This window comes from Aeromonas sp. Y318-1 (assembly GCF_027706125.1).
GTDB classification, from domain to species: Bacteria; Pseudomonadota; Gammaproteobacteria; order Enterobacterales; family Aeromonadaceae; genus Aeromonas; species Aeromonas hydrophila.
In genome coordinates this window covers 411,793-428,707 of sequence record NZ_JAPDCM010000001.1, presented here as the reverse complement: position 1 = coordinate 428,707, position 16,915 = coordinate 411,793, and the positions used below count along the sequence as shown (strand labels likewise).

Annotated in this window: 12 protein-coding genes and 2 tRNA genes; 10 read left to right on the top strand and 4 right to left on the bottom strand. The window is 61.1% G+C overall.

Translation table 11 applies throughout. From position 1 onward, the window contains the following. Positions 1-120: 120 nt before the first annotated feature. The 4 genes from OKB87_RS01890 to yjjG all read left to right on the top strand — a co-directional run bounded on the left by OKB87_RS01890 (position 121) and on the right by yjjG (position 2,729). Positions 121-197 (top strand) — tRNA-Met (locus OKB87_RS01890). Positions 198-293: 96 nt separating this feature from the next. After that, a tRNA-Met gene (locus tag OKB87_RS01885) sits at positions 294-370 on the top strand. Positions 371-543: 173 nt separating this feature from the next. Further along, positions 544-2,040 carry a M17 family metallopeptidase gene (locus OKB87_RS01880; RefSeq protein ID WP_223949852.1) on the top strand — a complete coding sequence of 499 codons (1,497 nt, stop codon included), beginning with the start codon at positions 544-546 and terminating at the stop codon, positions 2,038-2,040. 8 nt (positions 2,041-2,048) lie between these two features. Further along, positions 2,049-2,729, top strand: a complete 681-nt coding sequence (gene yjjG, locus OKB87_RS01875) for a pyrimidine 5'-nucleotidase (protein WP_024946307.1) — start codon at positions 2,049-2,051, stop codon at positions 2,727-2,729. Between the two features lie 81 nt (positions 2,730-2,810). On the opposite strand, the gene OKB87_RS01870 is transcribed toward yjjG, so the two are convergent. The 4 genes from OKB87_RS01870 to elyC form a co-directional block, all read right to left on the bottom strand. Next, complete coding sequence (locus OKB87_RS01870; protein WP_270826258.1) at positions 2,811-4,067, bottom strand: M20 family metallo-hydrolase; 1,257 nt, start codon at positions 4,065-4,067, stop codon at positions 2,811-2,813. A 1,202-nt stretch (positions 4,068-5,269) separates the two neighbouring features. Next, complete coding sequence (gene pfkA / locus OKB87_RS01865; RefSeq protein ID WP_011706225.1) at positions 5,270-6,241, bottom strand: 6-phosphofructokinase; 972 nt, start codon at positions 6,239-6,241, stop codon at positions 5,270-5,272. 144 nt (positions 6,242-6,385) lie between these two features. Next, positions 6,386-7,141, bottom strand: a complete 756-nt coding sequence (tpiA, locus tag OKB87_RS01860) for a triose-phosphate isomerase (protein ID WP_016350610.1) — start codon at positions 7,139-7,141, stop codon at positions 6,386-6,388. A 135-nt stretch (positions 7,142-7,276) separates the two neighbouring features. Next, on the bottom strand, positions 7,277-8,047 hold the full coding sequence (elyC, locus tag OKB87_RS01855; RefSeq protein ID WP_270826368.1) for an envelope biogenesis factor ElyC: 771 nt from the start codon (positions 8,045-8,047) through the stop codon (positions 7,277-7,279). A 299-nt stretch (positions 8,048-8,346) separates the two neighbouring features. Here elyC and cmoM point away from each other — a divergent pair, with 299 nt between their 5' ends. From cmoM to OKB87_RS01825, 6 genes are all read left to right on the top strand, one after another. Next, complete coding sequence (cmoM, locus tag OKB87_RS01850; RefSeq protein ID WP_270826257.1) at positions 8,347-9,123, top strand: tRNA uridine 5-oxyacetic acid(34) methyltransferase CmoM; 777 nt, start codon at positions 8,347-8,349, stop codon at positions 9,121-9,123. 100 nt (positions 9,124-9,223) lie between these two features. Further along, complete coding sequence (gene mukF / locus OKB87_RS01845) at positions 9,224-10,543, top strand: chromosome partition protein MukF (protein ID WP_270826256.1); 1,320 nt, start codon at positions 9,224-9,226, stop codon at positions 10,541-10,543. Next, positions 10,524-11,243, top strand: a complete 720-nt coding sequence (gene mukE, locus OKB87_RS01840) for a chromosome partition protein MukE (protein WP_005336835.1) — start codon at positions 10,524-10,526, stop codon at positions 11,241-11,243. The genes mukF and mukE overlap by 20 nt, the downstream gene beginning before the upstream one ends. Positions 11,244-11,246: 3 nt before the next feature. Then, positions 11,247-15,674 (top strand): chromosome partition protein MukB, encoded by a 4,428-nt coding sequence (mukB, locus tag OKB87_RS01835; protein ID WP_270826255.1) that lies wholly within the window; start codon positions 11,247-11,249, stop codon positions 15,672-15,674. A 171-nt stretch (positions 15,675-15,845) separates the two neighbouring features. Beyond that, positions 15,846-16,244 carry a septal ring lytic transglycosylase RlpA family protein gene (locus OKB87_RS01830; protein ID WP_270826254.1) on the top strand — a complete coding sequence of 133 codons (399 nt, stop codon included), beginning with the start codon at positions 15,846-15,848 and terminating at the stop codon, positions 16,242-16,244. A gap of 134 nt (positions 16,245-16,378) precedes the next feature. Next, positions 16,379-16,699: a putative quinol monooxygenase gene (locus OKB87_RS01825; protein ID WP_270826367.1), complete on the top strand. Its 321-nt coding sequence runs from the start codon at positions 16,379-16,381 to the stop codon at positions 16,697-16,699. The last annotated feature ends 216 nt before the right edge of the window (positions 16,700-16,915 follow it).

Sequence of the window (16,915 nt, the reverse complement as noted above, 5' to 3'; positions counted from 1 at the left end):
GTTCAAATCCGGCCCCCGCAACCAACTATTTGTGCCCATGGCAAACGCATAGCGCTGCGGTGGAGACGAAGACAGCAAGGGGCAACTGCTCTGTCTCTTGTGGTGGCAGTACAATTCGGACGCGGGGTGGAGCAGCTCGGTAGCTCGTCGGGCTCATAACCCGAAGGTCGTCGGTTCAAATCCGGCCCCCGCAACCAACTATTTGTGCCCATGGCAAACGCATAGCGCTGCGGTGGAGACGAAGACAGCAAGGGGCAACTGCTCTGTCTCTTGTGGTGGCAGTACAATTCGGACGCGGGGTGGAGCAGCTCGGTAGCTCGTCGGGCTCATAACCCGAAGGTCGTCGGTTCAAATCCGGCCCCCGCAACCAACTTCCTTTCTCTATTACCTCAATCTCACCGTTTTTCATCCAGCCGCCTTCGCGGTCTTTCTGCTTTGTGTCGCCTTCACGCTTGATATTGATTTTCAAGTGCAAATCTGGCTGTGACCCCGCTTTGTTGGGTATCATCACTGGTATCTCTTCATGGACGAGGGTCTTGCCCAATGATGCAACCATTTACCTATCTGCCGCCACAGATCGACATTCACGACGCTAGCCTTGCTGCCGTCCTCACCAACGGCCTGGCCGCCAACCTGCTGATCTGCGCCGAAGATCGCCGCGAAAGCCTGCTGGCCCTGCCCGAGTTTGCCGCCGTCGGCGCCCAGATCGCGCTGGGGCAGAAAGCGCCCTACAGCCTGGTGCTGCACAATACCCTGCAACTGCTGATCTTCCTGCCGGCACACCCAGCGCGCGATCACTCCCTCTACAAGCAGGTGCGCGGCTGGGTTGCGCCGCTGGCCGGGCTCAAGATCGAGCGGTTGGGGCTGCACCTGGAAGGCTTTGACGAGGCCGATACTACGCTGTTGGCAGAACTGGTGCTGGCCACCTTGCTGGCCGCCAACGTGCCGCTGCCCAGTCACAAGCATCGCAGCGAAGATCCCTGGCGCTACCAGCAGATTGCGGTGTCCCCCAATTGCGTGCTGGATCTGGCGCGGATCTATGCTGAAGCCGAAGGCAACGGTCTGGCGCGCCATCTGGCGGTGTCGCCGGCCTCCGATCTGACCGCCCGCAGCTACCGGGAGTGGGTGCGTCAACTCGCCCAGAGCGAGGGGTGGCAGTGGCATGAATACGATCAGGCCCAGCTCGCCGAGCGGGGGGCCGGTGCCTTCATCGCGGTGGCGCGCGGCTCGGAAGACAACCAGGCCGCCATGGTCAAGCTGAGCTACTGCCCGCCCAATGCGGTGCGGCGGCTGGCGCTGGTGGGCAAGGGGATCTGCCACGACTCGGGCGGCTACAACCTCAAGATCTCCGGCAGCATGTATGGCATGCACCTGGACATGGGGGGCAGTGCGGTGGCACTGGGGACGCTCCACGCCATCAGTCGGGCCAGGTTGCCCTATGAGGTGCACTGCTGGCTCGCCATCGCCGAGAACCACATAGGCCCGCTCGCCTACCGGCCGGGGGAGGTGGTGACCGCCCTCAACGGCACCACCATCGAGGTGGTGGACACCGATGCCGAGGGGCGCATGGTGCTGGCGGATACCCTCTGCATGGCGGTGCAGGACAACCCGGATCTGCTGATCGACTACGCGACCCTGACCGGGGCCTGCAAGCGGGCACTTGGCAGCCGCTACAGCGGCGCCTTCACCAACCGCCCCCAGTGGCTGGGGGAGCTTATCAATCTTGGCCAGCGCAGCGGCGAGCGGATCTGGCCCTTCCCGCTGGATGAGGACTACGACGACAACCTCGATAGCGAGTGGGCCGATCTGTTACAGTGTGCGCCGGGCTCGTCGCCGGATCACATCGATGCGGCCCGCTTCCTCAGCCGCTTCGTCCCCGCCCAGACCCCCTGGCTGCACCTCGACTTGAGCGGTTTTCGCAACAAGGGCGGCAATGGCGTGGTCAGCAGCGAGGTGACCGGATTCGGGGTCAGATTGACACTGGATCTGCTGGCCGGCCCGCTGGGGCGGCGCAATGAATTTGATCAACCAGAACAGTAAGGGATCCCGTGAAAGTACCAAGTTATGACTGGGTGTTGTTCGATCTGGACGAAACACTGCTCGATTTCCCGGTCGCCCAGGCGCTGGAACAGACGCTGCACATTTACGGCGTGACGCCGACCCCGCCCAAGATGGCGGAGTACCATGCCCTCAACCACCGGCTCTGGCAGCAGTACAACTCCGGCGAGATCGATGCCGCCCACCTGCAGCAGACCCGCTTCTCCCTGTTTGCCGAACAGGTGGACGTGGCGCCGATGGCGATGAACGATACCTTCCTGCAGCAGATCATCGCCCTGAGCATGCCGCTGGAGGGGGTGGTGGAGACCCTGCAGGCGTTGAAGAGCAAGGTGAAGATGGGGATCATCACCAACGGTTTCAGCCTGCCGCAGCGCGGCCGCCTCGACAAGCTGGGCTGGAACGAGTGGTTCGAGCCGTTGGTGATCTCGGACGAGGTACAGGTGACCAAGCCGGCGGCGGCCATTTTCCAGCATGCCCTCGAGCTGATGCAGCGCCCGGATCCGGCGCGGGTGCTAATGGTCGGGGACAACCCCAAGACCGATATCGCCGGCGCTGCGGCGCAGGGGCTGGCAACCTGCTGGTACAACCCGGCTCGCCAGGATGGTCCGTGCGAGGCGACCCACGAGATCCACCACTTCGCCCACCTCTCGGCCATCGTGCTGGGGCAGTAGGTGCAACCGAGCCCCTTGCCAGACAAGGGGTGAAACAAACAAGGCAGCCCGCGGGCTGCCTTGTTTGTTTCCGGCTGTTTGCTAGCGGCCGAGGCGAGCCAGCAGCCAGGACTCCAGCAGTGCCACGCCGGGGGCCAGCACGGCCTCGTCGAAGTCGAACTCCGGGTGATGATGGGGCGCCGCCAGATTGGCCCCCAGGATCAGGTAGGCCGCCTCGCCACCGCTTCGCTGCACCCGCTCGATGAGAAAGCCCGCGTCCTCGCTGGCGCCGAAACGGCGGGTATGGATGGTCTCGAGCTTGAGCGCCTGGGCGAGCGGAATGATCTCTTCAAGTAGGCTCGGACTGTTGTCGATACCGATGGCTTCACCCTGCTTGCGAATGAGGTAGGTGGCGCCCTGCATCATGGCTGCCCCTTCCACCATCTGCTGCACCTGGCTGAACATGTAGTCGTTGAGGGCCGGCGTGGCGCCCCGGGTCTCCCCCTGCAACAGGGCGTGACCCGGGATCACGTTGCGGCCGCTGCCGCCATGGAGCTGGCCCACGTTGATGCGGGTCATGCCATCGCGGTGGCGAGCGATGCCGAGCATGGCGGTGGTGGCCATGCAGGCCGCCGCCAGCGCATTGCTGCCGGCGTTGGGCTCAAGTCCCGCGTGGGCGGCACGCCCCATGAACTCCACGTCGAACTTGGTGGAGCAGAGAAACTCGGTGGGATTGACCACCAGCTCGCCGCTGTTGGCATGAATGCCGATGTGCAGCGCCAGCAGGGCATCCACGTCGTCGAGTTGACCGCCGGCGGCCAGCGCCTTGCCGCCGCGACAGCCCTCTTCGGCGGGCTGGAAGAACAGCTTGATGCGGCCGTTCAACCGATCAGCGAGGGCGGCGATCCGCTCGGCCAGCACCAGCCCGATGGCGGTATGGCCGTCATGGGCGCAGGCGTGCATCCAGCCGGCGTTGCGCGAGTGCCACCCCTCCTGGCTGGGGGGATGCAGCTCACCCTGGCTCTCTTCGACCTCCACCGCATCGATGTCGAAGCGAAAGGCCAGGGTCGGGCCGGGACGGCCGCTGTCCCACAGCCCCATCACGCCCGTTATCTCTTCGATCCTGCCCAGCCAGTCCGGATGGGCTCCCTGGCGCAGGGCTCGCTCCTTCTGGGCCTGCACGTCGATGTTGCGGCCCATGATGAGGTTGCTGGCAAGCAGCTTGTCGCCCAGCATGATGGAGAAACCGAGTTCACTGAGGTGGTGGGCGATGAGGGAGCTGGTACGAAATTCACACCAGGCCGCTTCGGGCAGACGATGAAGATCACGACGCCAATGGCTTAGCGCATCTTGTGTCATGGTAATTCCTGCATGGCGAATCCAGCGGACATTGTGACGGGCAGGGGGGCAAGAGTAAATCCCGCAGACGCAAATGAACAGAGGGAGCCACTGGCTCCCCCTGTTGACAGGCTACCTCTGGCAGGCAGCTGTAATTATGTTCGCTTGGTCGTACTAATGGCCGTATTGGTCGCTGTTTTCGATGAACCACCAAAAAATGACATTAAGCGGTGAATTAACCAGCGTGGCGATGCCTGTCGTTGCCCATCAGGATCACTGGGTGGGCAACTAACCGCCTCAAAGCTGTGACAGTGACGGCAGAGAGACGGCAACCAGAGTGAAAAACACAGTAAAAACTGCAGTAACCACAAACTCTTTCATATTTTGTCTCCCTTGGCTGACTGTTGATGGAACCAAGATACCACAATTGTGCGGTAAAACAATAGTAAATTGCATTTATAGGTGTGAATGTGGCTGGTGCGTATCTAAAGCTTCATTTTTGCATTTTTAAGCTCATTTTATCGTCTTGATGGTCATGTCATGCGGTGAAGAGAAGTGGATTCTTAAGTTATTTCAATTAAAACAGTACATTAAGTAATTTCATTATGATGCTGGCGATGGGTTTTATATGAGGCTTTTTTGTTTTTTTAAAATTATGTCGGCAAAAAAAGACGATTTTTAGGGGAAAGTGATGACCCCGCCATGGTTTGGGCTGCTGTCAGCGCCATTTTCCGTCTCCAACATGTTTTTGTCGCAGTCGAACGGTTTTTCCCTGTCGTGACGCCACCTTCTGACATGTCTCTTCCCGTCTTTATTGCAAAATTCCCTCTGCTGATGGTGCCCTGTCGGCCCACTTTTCGTCTCTGTTCGGACCTTTTTCGGCATATTGGCGGCCCTATGGGGCACCTGCGGTCGGCAACGCCAAGGGACAGAGCAAGAAGAGTGTGCAGAGAGGTGGTGCTGCTCTCGGCAAAAGCCAGGTTGCAGAGGGCCGTGTACCGCGTTGTTGCGCTCCTGAACCGAAGTAATGTCGGTTGAGCTGGTTAACGGTGCAAGGGGCTCCGAAGAAGGGGGATGGTGGGCAGGCAATAAACAGAGGAAGCGCTGCGAGGGGGCAGGGATGGTTGCAACGAGGTAGTGTCATGGCCTCGGCGTGGTGAGCAGGGCCCAATGAAAAAGCCCTCCAGTGGAGGGCTTTTGTCACAGCAACCTGAAAGCGGGGCTTAGAACAGGGTGGTGGAGAGATCGTAGAGCTCCTGATCGAACGGGCGCTTGAGGTTCTCGATGCAGTCGATGATGTCGTGATGCACCATCTCGTTGCGCTGGATGCCGACGCAGCGGCCACCGTGACCGGCCAGCAGCTGCTCGACGGCGTAGGCGCCCATGCGGCTGGACATGATGCGGTCACGTGCGGTGGGGGTACCGCCACGCTGGATGTGGCCCAGGATGGTGGCGCGGGTTTCGCGGCCGGTCAGGGCTTCGATGTCCTTGGCCAGGGCGTTCACGTCGGTGACGTGTTCACAGATGGTGATGATGGCGTGCTTCTTGCCCTTGGCTTCGCCTTCCTTGATCTGTTGCAGCAGCTTGTCCTTGTCGAACGCTACTTCCGGCACGATCACGTACTCGGCACCACCGGCAACGGCGGCGGACATGGCCAGATCACCACAGTGACGGCCCATGATCTCGACCACGGAGATGCGATGGTGGGAGCTGCAGGTATCGCGCAGACGGTCGATGGCGTCTACCACCACGTTCAGCGCGGTATCAAAGCCGATGGTGAAGTCGGTACCGGCGATGTCGTTGTCGATGGTGCCCGGCAGGCCGATGCAGGGGAAACCCTCTTCGGTCAGCTTCTTGGCACCCATGTAGGAACCGTCACCACCGATCACCACCAGGGCGTCGATGCCGTGCTTTTTCAGATTTTCGATCGCTTCGGCGCGCACTTTCGGATCTTTGAAGGCGGGGAAACGGGCGGAGCCGAGGAAGGTACCACCACGGTTGACCACGTCGGAGACGCTGTGACGCTCCAGCTTGACGATACGGTCCTGGTGCAGACCGAGGTAGCCATCATAGATGCCGTAGACTTCCAGGCCATGATGCAGACCGGCGCGCACCACGGCGCGGATGGCTGCGTTCATACCCGGTGCGTCACCACCACTGGTCAAAACACCAATACGTTTGATTTGTTTGGTCATGAGTGCCTCTGGATCTGAGTTGTCGAATACGAAATGGTTGAATGAGACAAGCCACTTTTACTATATCGGCTTTCCTATGGGATGCGGCTGCCATAGGAAAAGCGATATGCAGGAGGGGGCAAGCGCCCCCTCCATGGCAGCCGATTACTTGGCCGCGCCAGCGATGATCTGGGAGAAGTCGTCCACTTTCAGGGATGCACCACCCACCAGGCCGCCGTCGATGTCCGGCTGACCGAACAGGTCGGCAGCGGTAGCACCGGTGACGGAACCACCGTACAGGATCTGTACCTTGGCGGCCACGGCGGCGTCGAAGCCGGCCAGGTACTGACGGATGTGAGCGTGAACGGCCTGAGCGATTTCCGGGGTGGCAGTCTTGCCGGTACCGATGGCCCATACCGGCTCGTAAGCCACGACGGCGTTGTTGAAGGAGGCGATACCGCAACGGTCGATCACGGCTTTGAGCTGGGTTTCGACCACGGAGTTGGTGGTGCCGGCTTCGAACTGAGCCAGAGTCTCACCGATGCACAGCACGGGGATCAGGCCGCCTTTCTGGATGGCTTCGTACTTGGCAGCAACCACGTCGTCGGTCTCTGCGTGCAGGGTACGACGCTCGCTGTGGCCGACCAGGGAGTAGGTGCAACCGAAGGCTTTGAGCATGGACGGAGCGTTCTCGCCGGTGAAGGCGCCGGACTCGTGAACGTCGGCGTTCTGGGCACCGTAGGCAATCTTGCTGCCGGCGGTCAGTTGCTCAACCAGACCCAAAAAGATAACCGGCGGGCAGACGGCGACTTGCACAGAAGGATGAGCGGCAGCAGCCGGGGTCAGTCCTTTGATCAGAGCTTCGACGGAAGCTTTGGTGCCGTTCAGTTTCCAGTTACCCATTACCAGGTGCTGTCTCATCTTGTATATCTCCTAGGCATTTGATTGCGCGACATTATATGAATTGAACCGAGCCCAAGATAGCTGACCCGGCGGCAAATGACGTAATTTTTTTTCGCTTTCCTGATCCAAATCAGGAATGAAAGGCTCGATTGCTCAATCGTTAACCTGCCCTCGCAAACGGGCCCACCATACCCCAATCCATTCGTGAATGGCAGCCTCGGAGTACATCAGATAGCGCCCTTTTGGCAGGTAGCTGTAGAGGGGCTGGGCCACCTGACTCTGCTTGGCGGTGTAGTCGGTGGGGGCGGGCACGGCGTTCAGTCCCTGACCCTGATAGAGCGCCATGGCTCGTGGCAAATGGGTTGCCGAGCTCACCAGCGCCACCTGCTTGCCCTTGAGATGACGGCTGATGCTGACCGCCTCGTCGTGGGTGTCTTTGTTGTTTTCAAACAACGTCATCCGCGAGCGGGGAATGCCGAGGCTCACCGCCATGCGGGCGTTGACCTCGGCGTTCGACAGGGGATCTCCCGATACATAGCCTGAAAAAATCAGCTCCGCCTGCGGATAAGCCTGGGCCAGCCGTACCCCCTCCAGGGTGCGGGCCAGCGCAATATTGTTCTGCCAGGACCGCTCGGGCACCGCCGGGTCGCTGACATGGCCGTTGCCGAGCACCACGATGGCCTCGATGTCCGGATGTTGGCTCACTTCGAAGGGCGGGAAGGTCTGCTCCAGGCCGCGGGCCAGCTCGTAGCTTACCGGGCGCATCCCTATCAGGGTGACCAGCAGCAGCGAGAGGGTCGCCAGCAGCTTGCCGGTCTTTTGGAAACGGGTGAACCAGAGCAGCAAAAGCGCCAGCAGCAGCAGGCTGAGGGAGAAGGGGAGCGGCATCAGCAGCTGGCCCAGCCACTTTTTGAGGTCAAACAGGGCGTCCACTTGTTATTCCTTATATAACAATGAATTAAAAAATTATTAAGGATTTTGGTGCCCTTGTATAGGCGCCTCTTCCCAAGGCTGCATGGCGCCATCAAGGCACACAGGTTGTGCAGTGCCTGCCCGCACAACCTCGAAAAGCGCGAAACGAGGGCAAAGTGGGCGCCAAACGATGTTTTTTCCATCACCTGGGGGAGGGAGCTGCGCCTTGAGTTTTCAGCAAATTCGGGATGTGACAGAATACCCTCTTTTTCGTCAGGCCCGTTTCCCGTGGCCACAGAGTTGAGTTCGTCTTGAAGCAAGATCAGAGTTTTGACGGGCGCGCCGACAAGTTCGCCCGCAACATTTATGACTCCACCAAGGGGCGCATCCGCACCACCATTGTCTGGAGCGACATCGAAGCCTGCCTGGCCCGCCTTGGCAACCGACCGCTTCGCATCCTCGATGCGGGGGGCGGTTTTGGCTATTTCGCCCAGAAGCTCGCGGCCATGGGTCATCAGGTGGAGCTGTGCGATCTGTCTGCAGAAATGCTGGAACTGGCCCGCAGCCAGATCGCCGAGAAGGGGCTGGAAGACAAAATTCGTCTCATCCATTGCCCCATTCAGGATCTTAAAGCACACGTGACCGGTACCTTTGATCTGGTGCTCTGCCATGCGGTGCTGGAGTGGCTCGCCGAGCCGCGCCAGACCTTGCTGGGTCTGTTCCCTTTCGTCAATGCCGGGGGCATACTGTCGCTGCTTTTCTACAACCGTCATGGCCTGCTGTTCCAGAGCCTGGTGGTGGGCAATTTTGACTATGTGCGCCTTGGCCTTCGCAAGAAGCGCCAGACTGCGCTCACGCCCACCAATCCCCAGCTGCCCGAGCAAGTCTATGACTGGATTGGTCGCGGGGGGCTGCGCATCATCGGCAAGACCGGGGTGCGGGTGATCCACGACTATATGCGCCACAAGCAGGATCAGGTGGAGAAGTTCGACGATCTGCTGGCCATGGAGCAGCAATATTGCCGTCAGGAGCCTTTTGTCTCCCTCGGTCGCTATATCCATGTGATGGCCCAGAAGCCGGCCAGCTGATTGCTCGTTGTTCACGTCGATGTGAACCATGTTTTCGATGCTACCGGATGTAGCCGCGCGCACGATTTTGCGCCCAATACAACAACGAGATGACAACATCATGATGAGTACATCCCGTACCCTGCCAGAGATGGTGGGATGGGTCAGGCAGGAGGGGTTGGCGCTGAGCCTGCCAACCGACCGGCTGGCCTTTCTGATTGCAATCAAGACCCTGTCCGAAGATGAGTCGGACCTGTCGGAAGCTGCGCTGCACGATGCCTTTGGCTATGTCAGCAGCGCTTTCGGCCAGATGGACGAGACCCTCACCGGTCGTGCCAACAACGCCATCAACGATCTCATTCGCCAGCAGCTGCTGTCGCGTTTCAACACCGACATGGTGGCGGGGGAGAGCCTCTACCGCCTGTCGCGCCTGGGTGTGAGCATCGTCGACTTCTTTATGGATCAGCGTCAGGTTGACTCCATCAAGCTTTCCATTCTACTCGAGCACCTGGCTTCCGAGCTCGACACCGCCCGCAAGGCGGCGCTCGAGACCAACACCCGCGAGCAGTGGGATGCCGAGGTGCTGCCGCGCCTCACCTTCTCGCTGGAAGAGACCCTGGGGCGCATCGATCTCACCCAGCGTGCCATGGATGAGCAGCAGAATCAGGTCAAAAGCGAGATCGCGGCCCTGCTGACCCAGAACTGGGTCGATGCCATTCACAGCTGCGAAAAGCTGCTGCACGAGACCGGCCAGACCCTGCGCGAGCTGCAAGATACTTTGGACGCTGCCGGCCACCGCCTGCAGGCAGGGCTGCTCAATATTCAGGAAGCAGCGCAGGGGCGCGACGATCTGTTCCACGTCGAGGAGCTGACTCACGCCTTGCAAGGGCGCCTTGACGTCATCACCAGCTGGGGTCAGCAGTGCATCGAGCTCTGGTCCCGCTACGACAGGCACGTCCACAAATTTATCCGCAACGCCATCGACATGGACAAGAACCGCGCCTTCAGCCAGCGGCTGCGCGAGTCCATCCGCAATTTCGAGCAACACAACTGGCAGCTGCGGGTGGCCGAAGAGCCCCGCCTGCTGGAGCTGCGCGACGAAACCATCGCCATCCACGACGAGGAGGTGACCGGTGAGGTGCCCCTCGAGATGGAGTACGTCGAGATGGTGGATATCAACCAGGAGCTGGCAGAGCGGATCGAGCGCTATCTGGCCCGCTACCCCGAGCAGGGCCAGCAGCTGGACTTGGCCGATGTGCTGCGGGAATACCTGCTGGATTACCCGGCCCATGCCCACTTCGATGTGGCGCGTCTTCTGATCGACCAGGCCGTGCGCCTGGGCCATGCCAGCGGCGAGCGCGAACAGCATCGCCAACCCGCATGGAAACCCATTAACCAAGCTGGATCCAAGGTTCAGGCCTATGTCATTGATCAATTCTGAGTTTCCCTTGCCGCTGCGCCTCGCAGAGGCGATTGCCAACCCCTTGTTTCCGCGCATCGACACCGCCTTGCGCTCCGGTCGCCACATCAGTGCCGACGAGTTCGAGCAGCATTCGGCGCTGGTCGAATATCACAGCGAGCTGGAGATCTTCTACGGCCGCTATCAGGTGGAGCTGATCAAGGCGCCGGAAGGCTTCTTCTACCTGCGCCCGCGCCCGAGCTCCGACATCGGCACCACTGTGCTTTCCGAGCTCGATATGCTGGTGGGCAAGGTGCTCTGCTACCTCTACCTGAGCCCGGATCGTCTGGCCTCGGAAGGGGTATTCGCCATGGCTGAGCTGCAGGAAGAGGTGCTGAGCCTCGCCGACGAGAAGCAGCTGCTGCGGATGGTCAACAGCCGCTCCGGCGGTACCGATCTCGACAAGAAGAAGCTGCTCGAAAAGATCCGTACCTCCATGCGCCGCCTGCGCCGCCTTGGCATGATCACCGCCCTTGGCAACGGGGATAAATTCCGGGTCAACGAATCGGTATTCCGTTTCGCCGCCGACGTGCGCTCCGATGAAGATCCGCGTGCCGTTCAGCTGCGGATGATCCAGGAGGGTGAAGCCATCTTCCACGACGACGAAATGCCGAGCAGCGACTCGCTCTTTGATGACATCGAGGCGGATCTCGATGAAGAACAACTGGATCTGGAGGTATAACCGGTGCGAGGCAAGTTCAAATCCCTGACCATGGTCAACTGGAACGGCTTCTTTGCCCGGACCTTCGATCTCGACCAGCTGGTCACTACCCTTTCCGGCGGCAATGGCGCGGGCAAGTCCACCACCATGGCGGCCTTTATCGCGGCGCTCATCCCCGACCAGTCACTGCTTCACTTCCGCAATACCACGGAAGCGGGATCGAGCAGCGCCTCCCGTGACAAGGGGCTCTACGGCAAGCTGCAGCGCGGCCACTGCTATTCCCTGCTGGAAGTGATGAACAGCCGCGAACAGCGGATCTGGGTCGGCGTGCACCTCGAGCAGGTGGCCAACCGTGACAACAAGGTCAACATCACCCCGTTCGCGCTGGTGGATGTGCCGGAGACTCTGGCGCCGACCGATCTGCTGCTGGAGAAGCTTGATGGCGGCAAGGGGCGGGTACGCGCCTTTACCGATCTGAAAGGGGCGGCCGCCGAGCTGGGGGCGCTGAAAGTCGCCAAATTCAATACGGTGACCGACTATCACAACTTCATGTTCGAGTTCGGCATCACCCCGAAGAAGCTGCGTGATCAAAAAGATCGCGGCAAGTTCTATCGCCTGATCGAAGCCTCCCTCTACGGCGGCATCTCCTCGTCCATCAGCCGTTCCCTGCGCGAATACCTGCTGCCGGAGAACTCCGGGGTGCGCAAGGCGTTTGCAGACATGGAGGCGGCCATCTATGAAAACCGCCGCACGCTGGAAGCGATCAAGGAAACCCAGGGTCAGCGGGATCTGTTCAAGAACCTGATCACCGAGACCACCCACTATGTGGCGGCGGACTATGTGCGCAACGCCGCCGAGAAGAGCCGCCTCTCCGAGCTGGCCCTCAAGGCGCGCCAGGAGCTGGCCGACAAGCGCCGTATTCTGGCCGAAGAGAAGCAGCGCGCCATCTATCTGGCCGATGAAGTGGAGCAGCTCACCAACCGCGAAAAATTGCTGACCGACGAGCTGGAGTCTGCCTCAGAGCATCTGGCCAAGGTGATGGCAGCGGTTTCCTTGCAGAAGAAGATCGAGATGTACCGCGCCGATCTGGCGGATCTCTCTGACAAACTCGAGCAGCAGCAAGCGGTGGTGGAGGAGATCCACGGCCAGCTGCTGGAAGTGGAAGAGCGCAAGGAGCTGGCACAGGCAGAAGTCGACAGCCTCAAGACCCAGCTGGCCGACTACCAGCAGGCGCTCGATATTCAGCAGACCCGCGCTATCCAGTACCGTCAGGCGGTGCAGGCTCTCGATGCTGCCCGCGAGCAGTGCGAGCTGCCGGGGCTGACTGCCGAACAGGCGAGCGACACCCTGCACCAGTTCCGCGCAGCCGAGCAGAGCCTCACCAGCCGGGTGCTGGGGGCAGAACAGCAATTGGCGCTGGCCAAGGCGGCAGTGGCCGAGCACGAAGCGGCGCTGGCGCTGCTTTTGAGCATCGCCCCCGAGACAGTACGTGAGGCTGCCTGGCCCACCGCGCAGGCGCTGCTCAAGCGTCACATCGAAGACAAGGCCCGTATTGCCCAGGGGCAGGGGCTGCGCGCCGCGCTGGCTCGCCTCGAGAAAGAGAGCGAAAGCCAGAAGAGTCTCTTCAAGCTGCGTGACGAGCTGCAGCAGGCCTCTGGCCAGCTGATTGCCAGCAGCGATGAGCTGGAGATCTTCCTCGAAGCCCAGCGCACCCGTCAGGAGGAGCTCTCCGAGCTGCAGGCAGAGGTGAACCAGCGCCGCGCCAGCCTCGAGCATCAGGGCACCCAGCTGGGCCGTGATATTGCGGAGCTGACCAAGCTGGCGCCGCGCTGGCTGAAATCGTTCGAGAAGCTCGAGCAGCTGCGCGAGCAGAGCGGTTTGCCACTCGCCACTGCCGAAGAGCTTTCGGCCGGTATGCAGACAGTGCTCGACAAGGAGCGCGAGTTCGAACAGGAGAGCAACCGCATCGCGGCGCAGAAACAGGCGCTGGAGCTGCAAATTCGCAACCTGCAGCTGGGGGCTGGCGAGGCGGATCCGCGTCTTGCCCGCATTGCCGAGCAGGTGGGGGGCGTGCTGCTCTCCGATGTCTATGACGACATCTCCATCGACGATGCCCCTTACTACTCGGCGCTCTACGGCCCGGCTCGCAGCGCTTTGGTGGTGCTCGACCTTGAGGGCGCCATCGAGCGGCTGAAAAAGCTGGAAGATTGCCCGGAAGATATCTACCTCATTCAGGGCAACCCCGACTCCTTTGACGAGGATCTGGTGGAAGCCGACGAGCTGGGGGACGCCGTGCTGGTGCGCTCCAGCAAGCGTCAGGTGCGCTTCTCCCGCTACCCCGAGCTGCCGCTGTTTGGTCGCGCCGCCCGGGAAAAACGGATCGAGCAGCTCGACCTTGAGCGCGAAGGGCTGATCGAGGGTTACGCCAAGGCCGCCTTCGAGCAACAGAAGTACCACCGTCTCTACGGTCACTTCCGCGACTTTATCGGCCAGCATCTGGATATCGCCTTCCGCCCCGACCCCGAAGCCGAAGTGCAGGCCAAGCAGGCCGAACTGCGCGCGCTGCAAGGGGCCATCGGTGAGTGCGACAAGCAGCTGGCTGAAGCCAAAGCTGCGGCCGCCCAGTTGACCCGCCATATCCAGCTGGTGCAGGGGATGCTGCCCTTTGCCCACCTGTTTGCCGAAGCCGATTTGGCGGCCCGCCTCGAGGCGGCTCACGCCGATGTGGAAGCGCTGAAACAGGCCGAAGCCTTTATCGCCAAGCACGGCAAGTCGCTGGATAAACTGGAAACCATGGTGCAGGTGCTGCGTCAGGATCCGCAGGATCTTGCGGCACTGCAGGCAGCTTACGATGAGGTGAGCGATCTGCTGGCCGAGCAGAAACGCCGTTGTTACGCCCTCGATCAGCTGGTGGCCCGTCTGCCGCACTTTGCCTATCAGGATGCACAAGACCTGCTTGGCAAAGCCTCCGAGATGAGCGAGCGACTCAAAGAGAAGCTCAAAGCCGCCGAGCTGGCTGCCCGCACCGCTGGCGAGCAGCACAAACAGATTGCCCAGCGCCACACCGAGGCGTTGCAGCTGCGCACCGCCCTCAACTCCAGCGTCGAGGCCAAGCGCCAGACCCTGACCGAGTTCGAGCAGGAGCTGGCGGCCATGGGCCTGACCCTCTCTGACGATATGGAAGAGAAGGCGCGCGCCCACAAGAAAGAGATCGAAGAGCTGCTGATCCGCACCCGTTCCCGTCGCACCAGCGCCGAGGCTCAGCTGCAGGTCACCAAGCGCGAGATCGAATCCCTTGGCGGTCGTCTCAAGCTGGAAGGCAAGGATTACTACGGCGCCCGTAAATCTCTGGTGGGCCACAAGGCGAGCTGGTCGCGGGTGGTGCGGCTGGCGCGGGAGACCGACGTCGAGAAGCGTTTAAATAAGCGCGAGCTGGCCTACCTTGACAGCGATGAGCTGCGCTCCATGTCGGACAAGGCCCTCGGCGCCCTGCGGGTGGCGGTGGCCCACGACGAGGCCCTGCGCGATGCGCTGCGACTGTCGGAGGGCAACCGCAGCACCGAGCAGAAGGTCGCCTTCTACGTGCAGGTTTACCGCTACCTGAAAGATCGCATCCGCAACGACATCATCCGTTCCGATGATCCGGTGGAGGCCATCGAGGAGATGGAGATCGAGCTGGCCCGTCTCGCTGACGAGCTGAAGCAGCGGGAAACCCATCTGTCGCTCTCCTCCCACGAGGTCGCGGCCAAGATCACCAACATCATCCGCCGCGAGCAGAACCGTATCCGGGTGCTCAACCAGGGCTTGCAGAACATCGCCTTCGGTCTGGTGCGCGGGGTGCGCCTCAACGTCAATATCCGCGAGGCCCATACCCGTCTGCTGACAGCGCTGGCCGACCAGACCGCCATGCACAACGATCTGTTCGCCGACAAGGAGCTCAGCTTCTCCGAGGCGATGGCCAAGCTGTTCCAGCGCCTCAACCCGCAAGTGGAGCAGGGGGATCGCAGCTATCAGGTGATGGGCGATGTGCTGCTCGACTATCGCAACTATCTGGAGCTGGAGATCGAGGTGCAGCGCGGGGCCGATGGCTGGCTGCGGGCCGAGAGCGGCGCGCTCTCTACCGGCGAGGCGATCGGTACCGGTCAGGCCATCCTGCTGATGGTGCTGATCAGCTGGGAGGAAGAGTCCCGCCGTCTGCGTGGCAAGGACATCGCCCCCTGCCGCCTGCTGTTCCTCGACGAAGCGGCCCGTCTGGATGGCAAATCCATCGCCACCCTGTTCGAGCTGTGCGAGCGGCAGGATATGCAGCTGCTTATCGCCGCGCCGGAGAACATCAGCCCCGAGAAGGGCACCACCTACAAGCTCATCCGCAAGGTGCAGGGCAAGCACGAGCATGTGCATGTGGTGGGTCTGCGCGGCTTCGGCTTCGCCGACGACAAGCTCATCGCCTGACAGAGGCTGACGGACGAGGTATGAAAACGGGAGGCTTGGCCTCCCGTTTTGTTTGGAAACTGTGGCAAAGTAGCGGCGCGGCCATGGCTGGCCGGCACCACGCCGGTTCGCTCACGCCCGCTACCGCTTCATTGGCATCGACAACCCCGCAGGGGAGCAAGGACAAGGCACATGGTTGAAAAGGGGCAATTTTTGCGAAAGGGGCTGCTGCTGTCGCTCACCGTGCTGCTGGCCGCCTGCAGCAGCCGCTATGACGAGAGCCACGGCGGCAGCTGGCGCGGCTATAGCGAGACGGGGCTTGCCTCCTACTACGCTGATCGCTACCACAACAAGCGCACCGCCAGTGGCGAGCCTTATCAGCGCCACGCCAACACCGCCGCCCACATGGAGTTGCCCTTCGGCGCCATGGTGCGGGTCACCAACCTCGCCAACGGCAAGAGCGTGGTGGTCATGGTCAACGACAGGGGTAATTTCCCGCGCGGGCGCATCATCGATCTCTCCAAAGCGGCCTTCAGCGCCATCGGCAATCCTCGCGCCGGGCTTATCAAGGTGAAGATAGAGGCGCTCTAGGCGCTGATTCCTTCAGTGGCTTGAACAGAGTGTCCATCCTGCCCGGCTATATCCCGCCAGGCCGCTCCTCTTACACTGCTGCTCGACGCGAAGGTGGCGCCCGGATTGGGACCCCTTTGCCTACCCTCAAGAAAATGGAGCAGACCAAGATGAGTGAACAGAAACGGGTGTCCATCGCCGTGCTGAAAGCCCGCGCCGGTATGAGAGAGGCGCTGCGCCGCGAGCTGCTAAAGCTCATTGCGCCGACGCGGCGCGAGCCGGGCAACTTGGATTACGTGCTGTTTGAATTGCAGGAGGAGCCGGGCACCTTTTACATGCGCGAGGCGTTCGTCAATCAGGCTGCGCTGGACAGTCACTGCCAGACGGACTATTTCCAGGCCTTTGCCGCCGAGGCGGAGGCGCTGCTGGCAGAGCCGCTGCGGCTGATTTTTATGGAGGAGGTGAGCCTCCCTTAAACCCATCGGGCCCAAGGTTGGCCCGATTTCTGTTCATGCTCCGACACTTATGCTTCTATGTTGCCCTAGGCACTGTTATCCCATCATGGCCCCCCTGGTCTGCGTCTCTGTATCCTCTACCGAGAGGTTGAACGGGGGCTTATTGCTCTTGTCCCGCCTGTTTATGCCTGCCGTCTTTTCATCTCCAGATTGTCCGGTAAGATACCCAAATGAAAA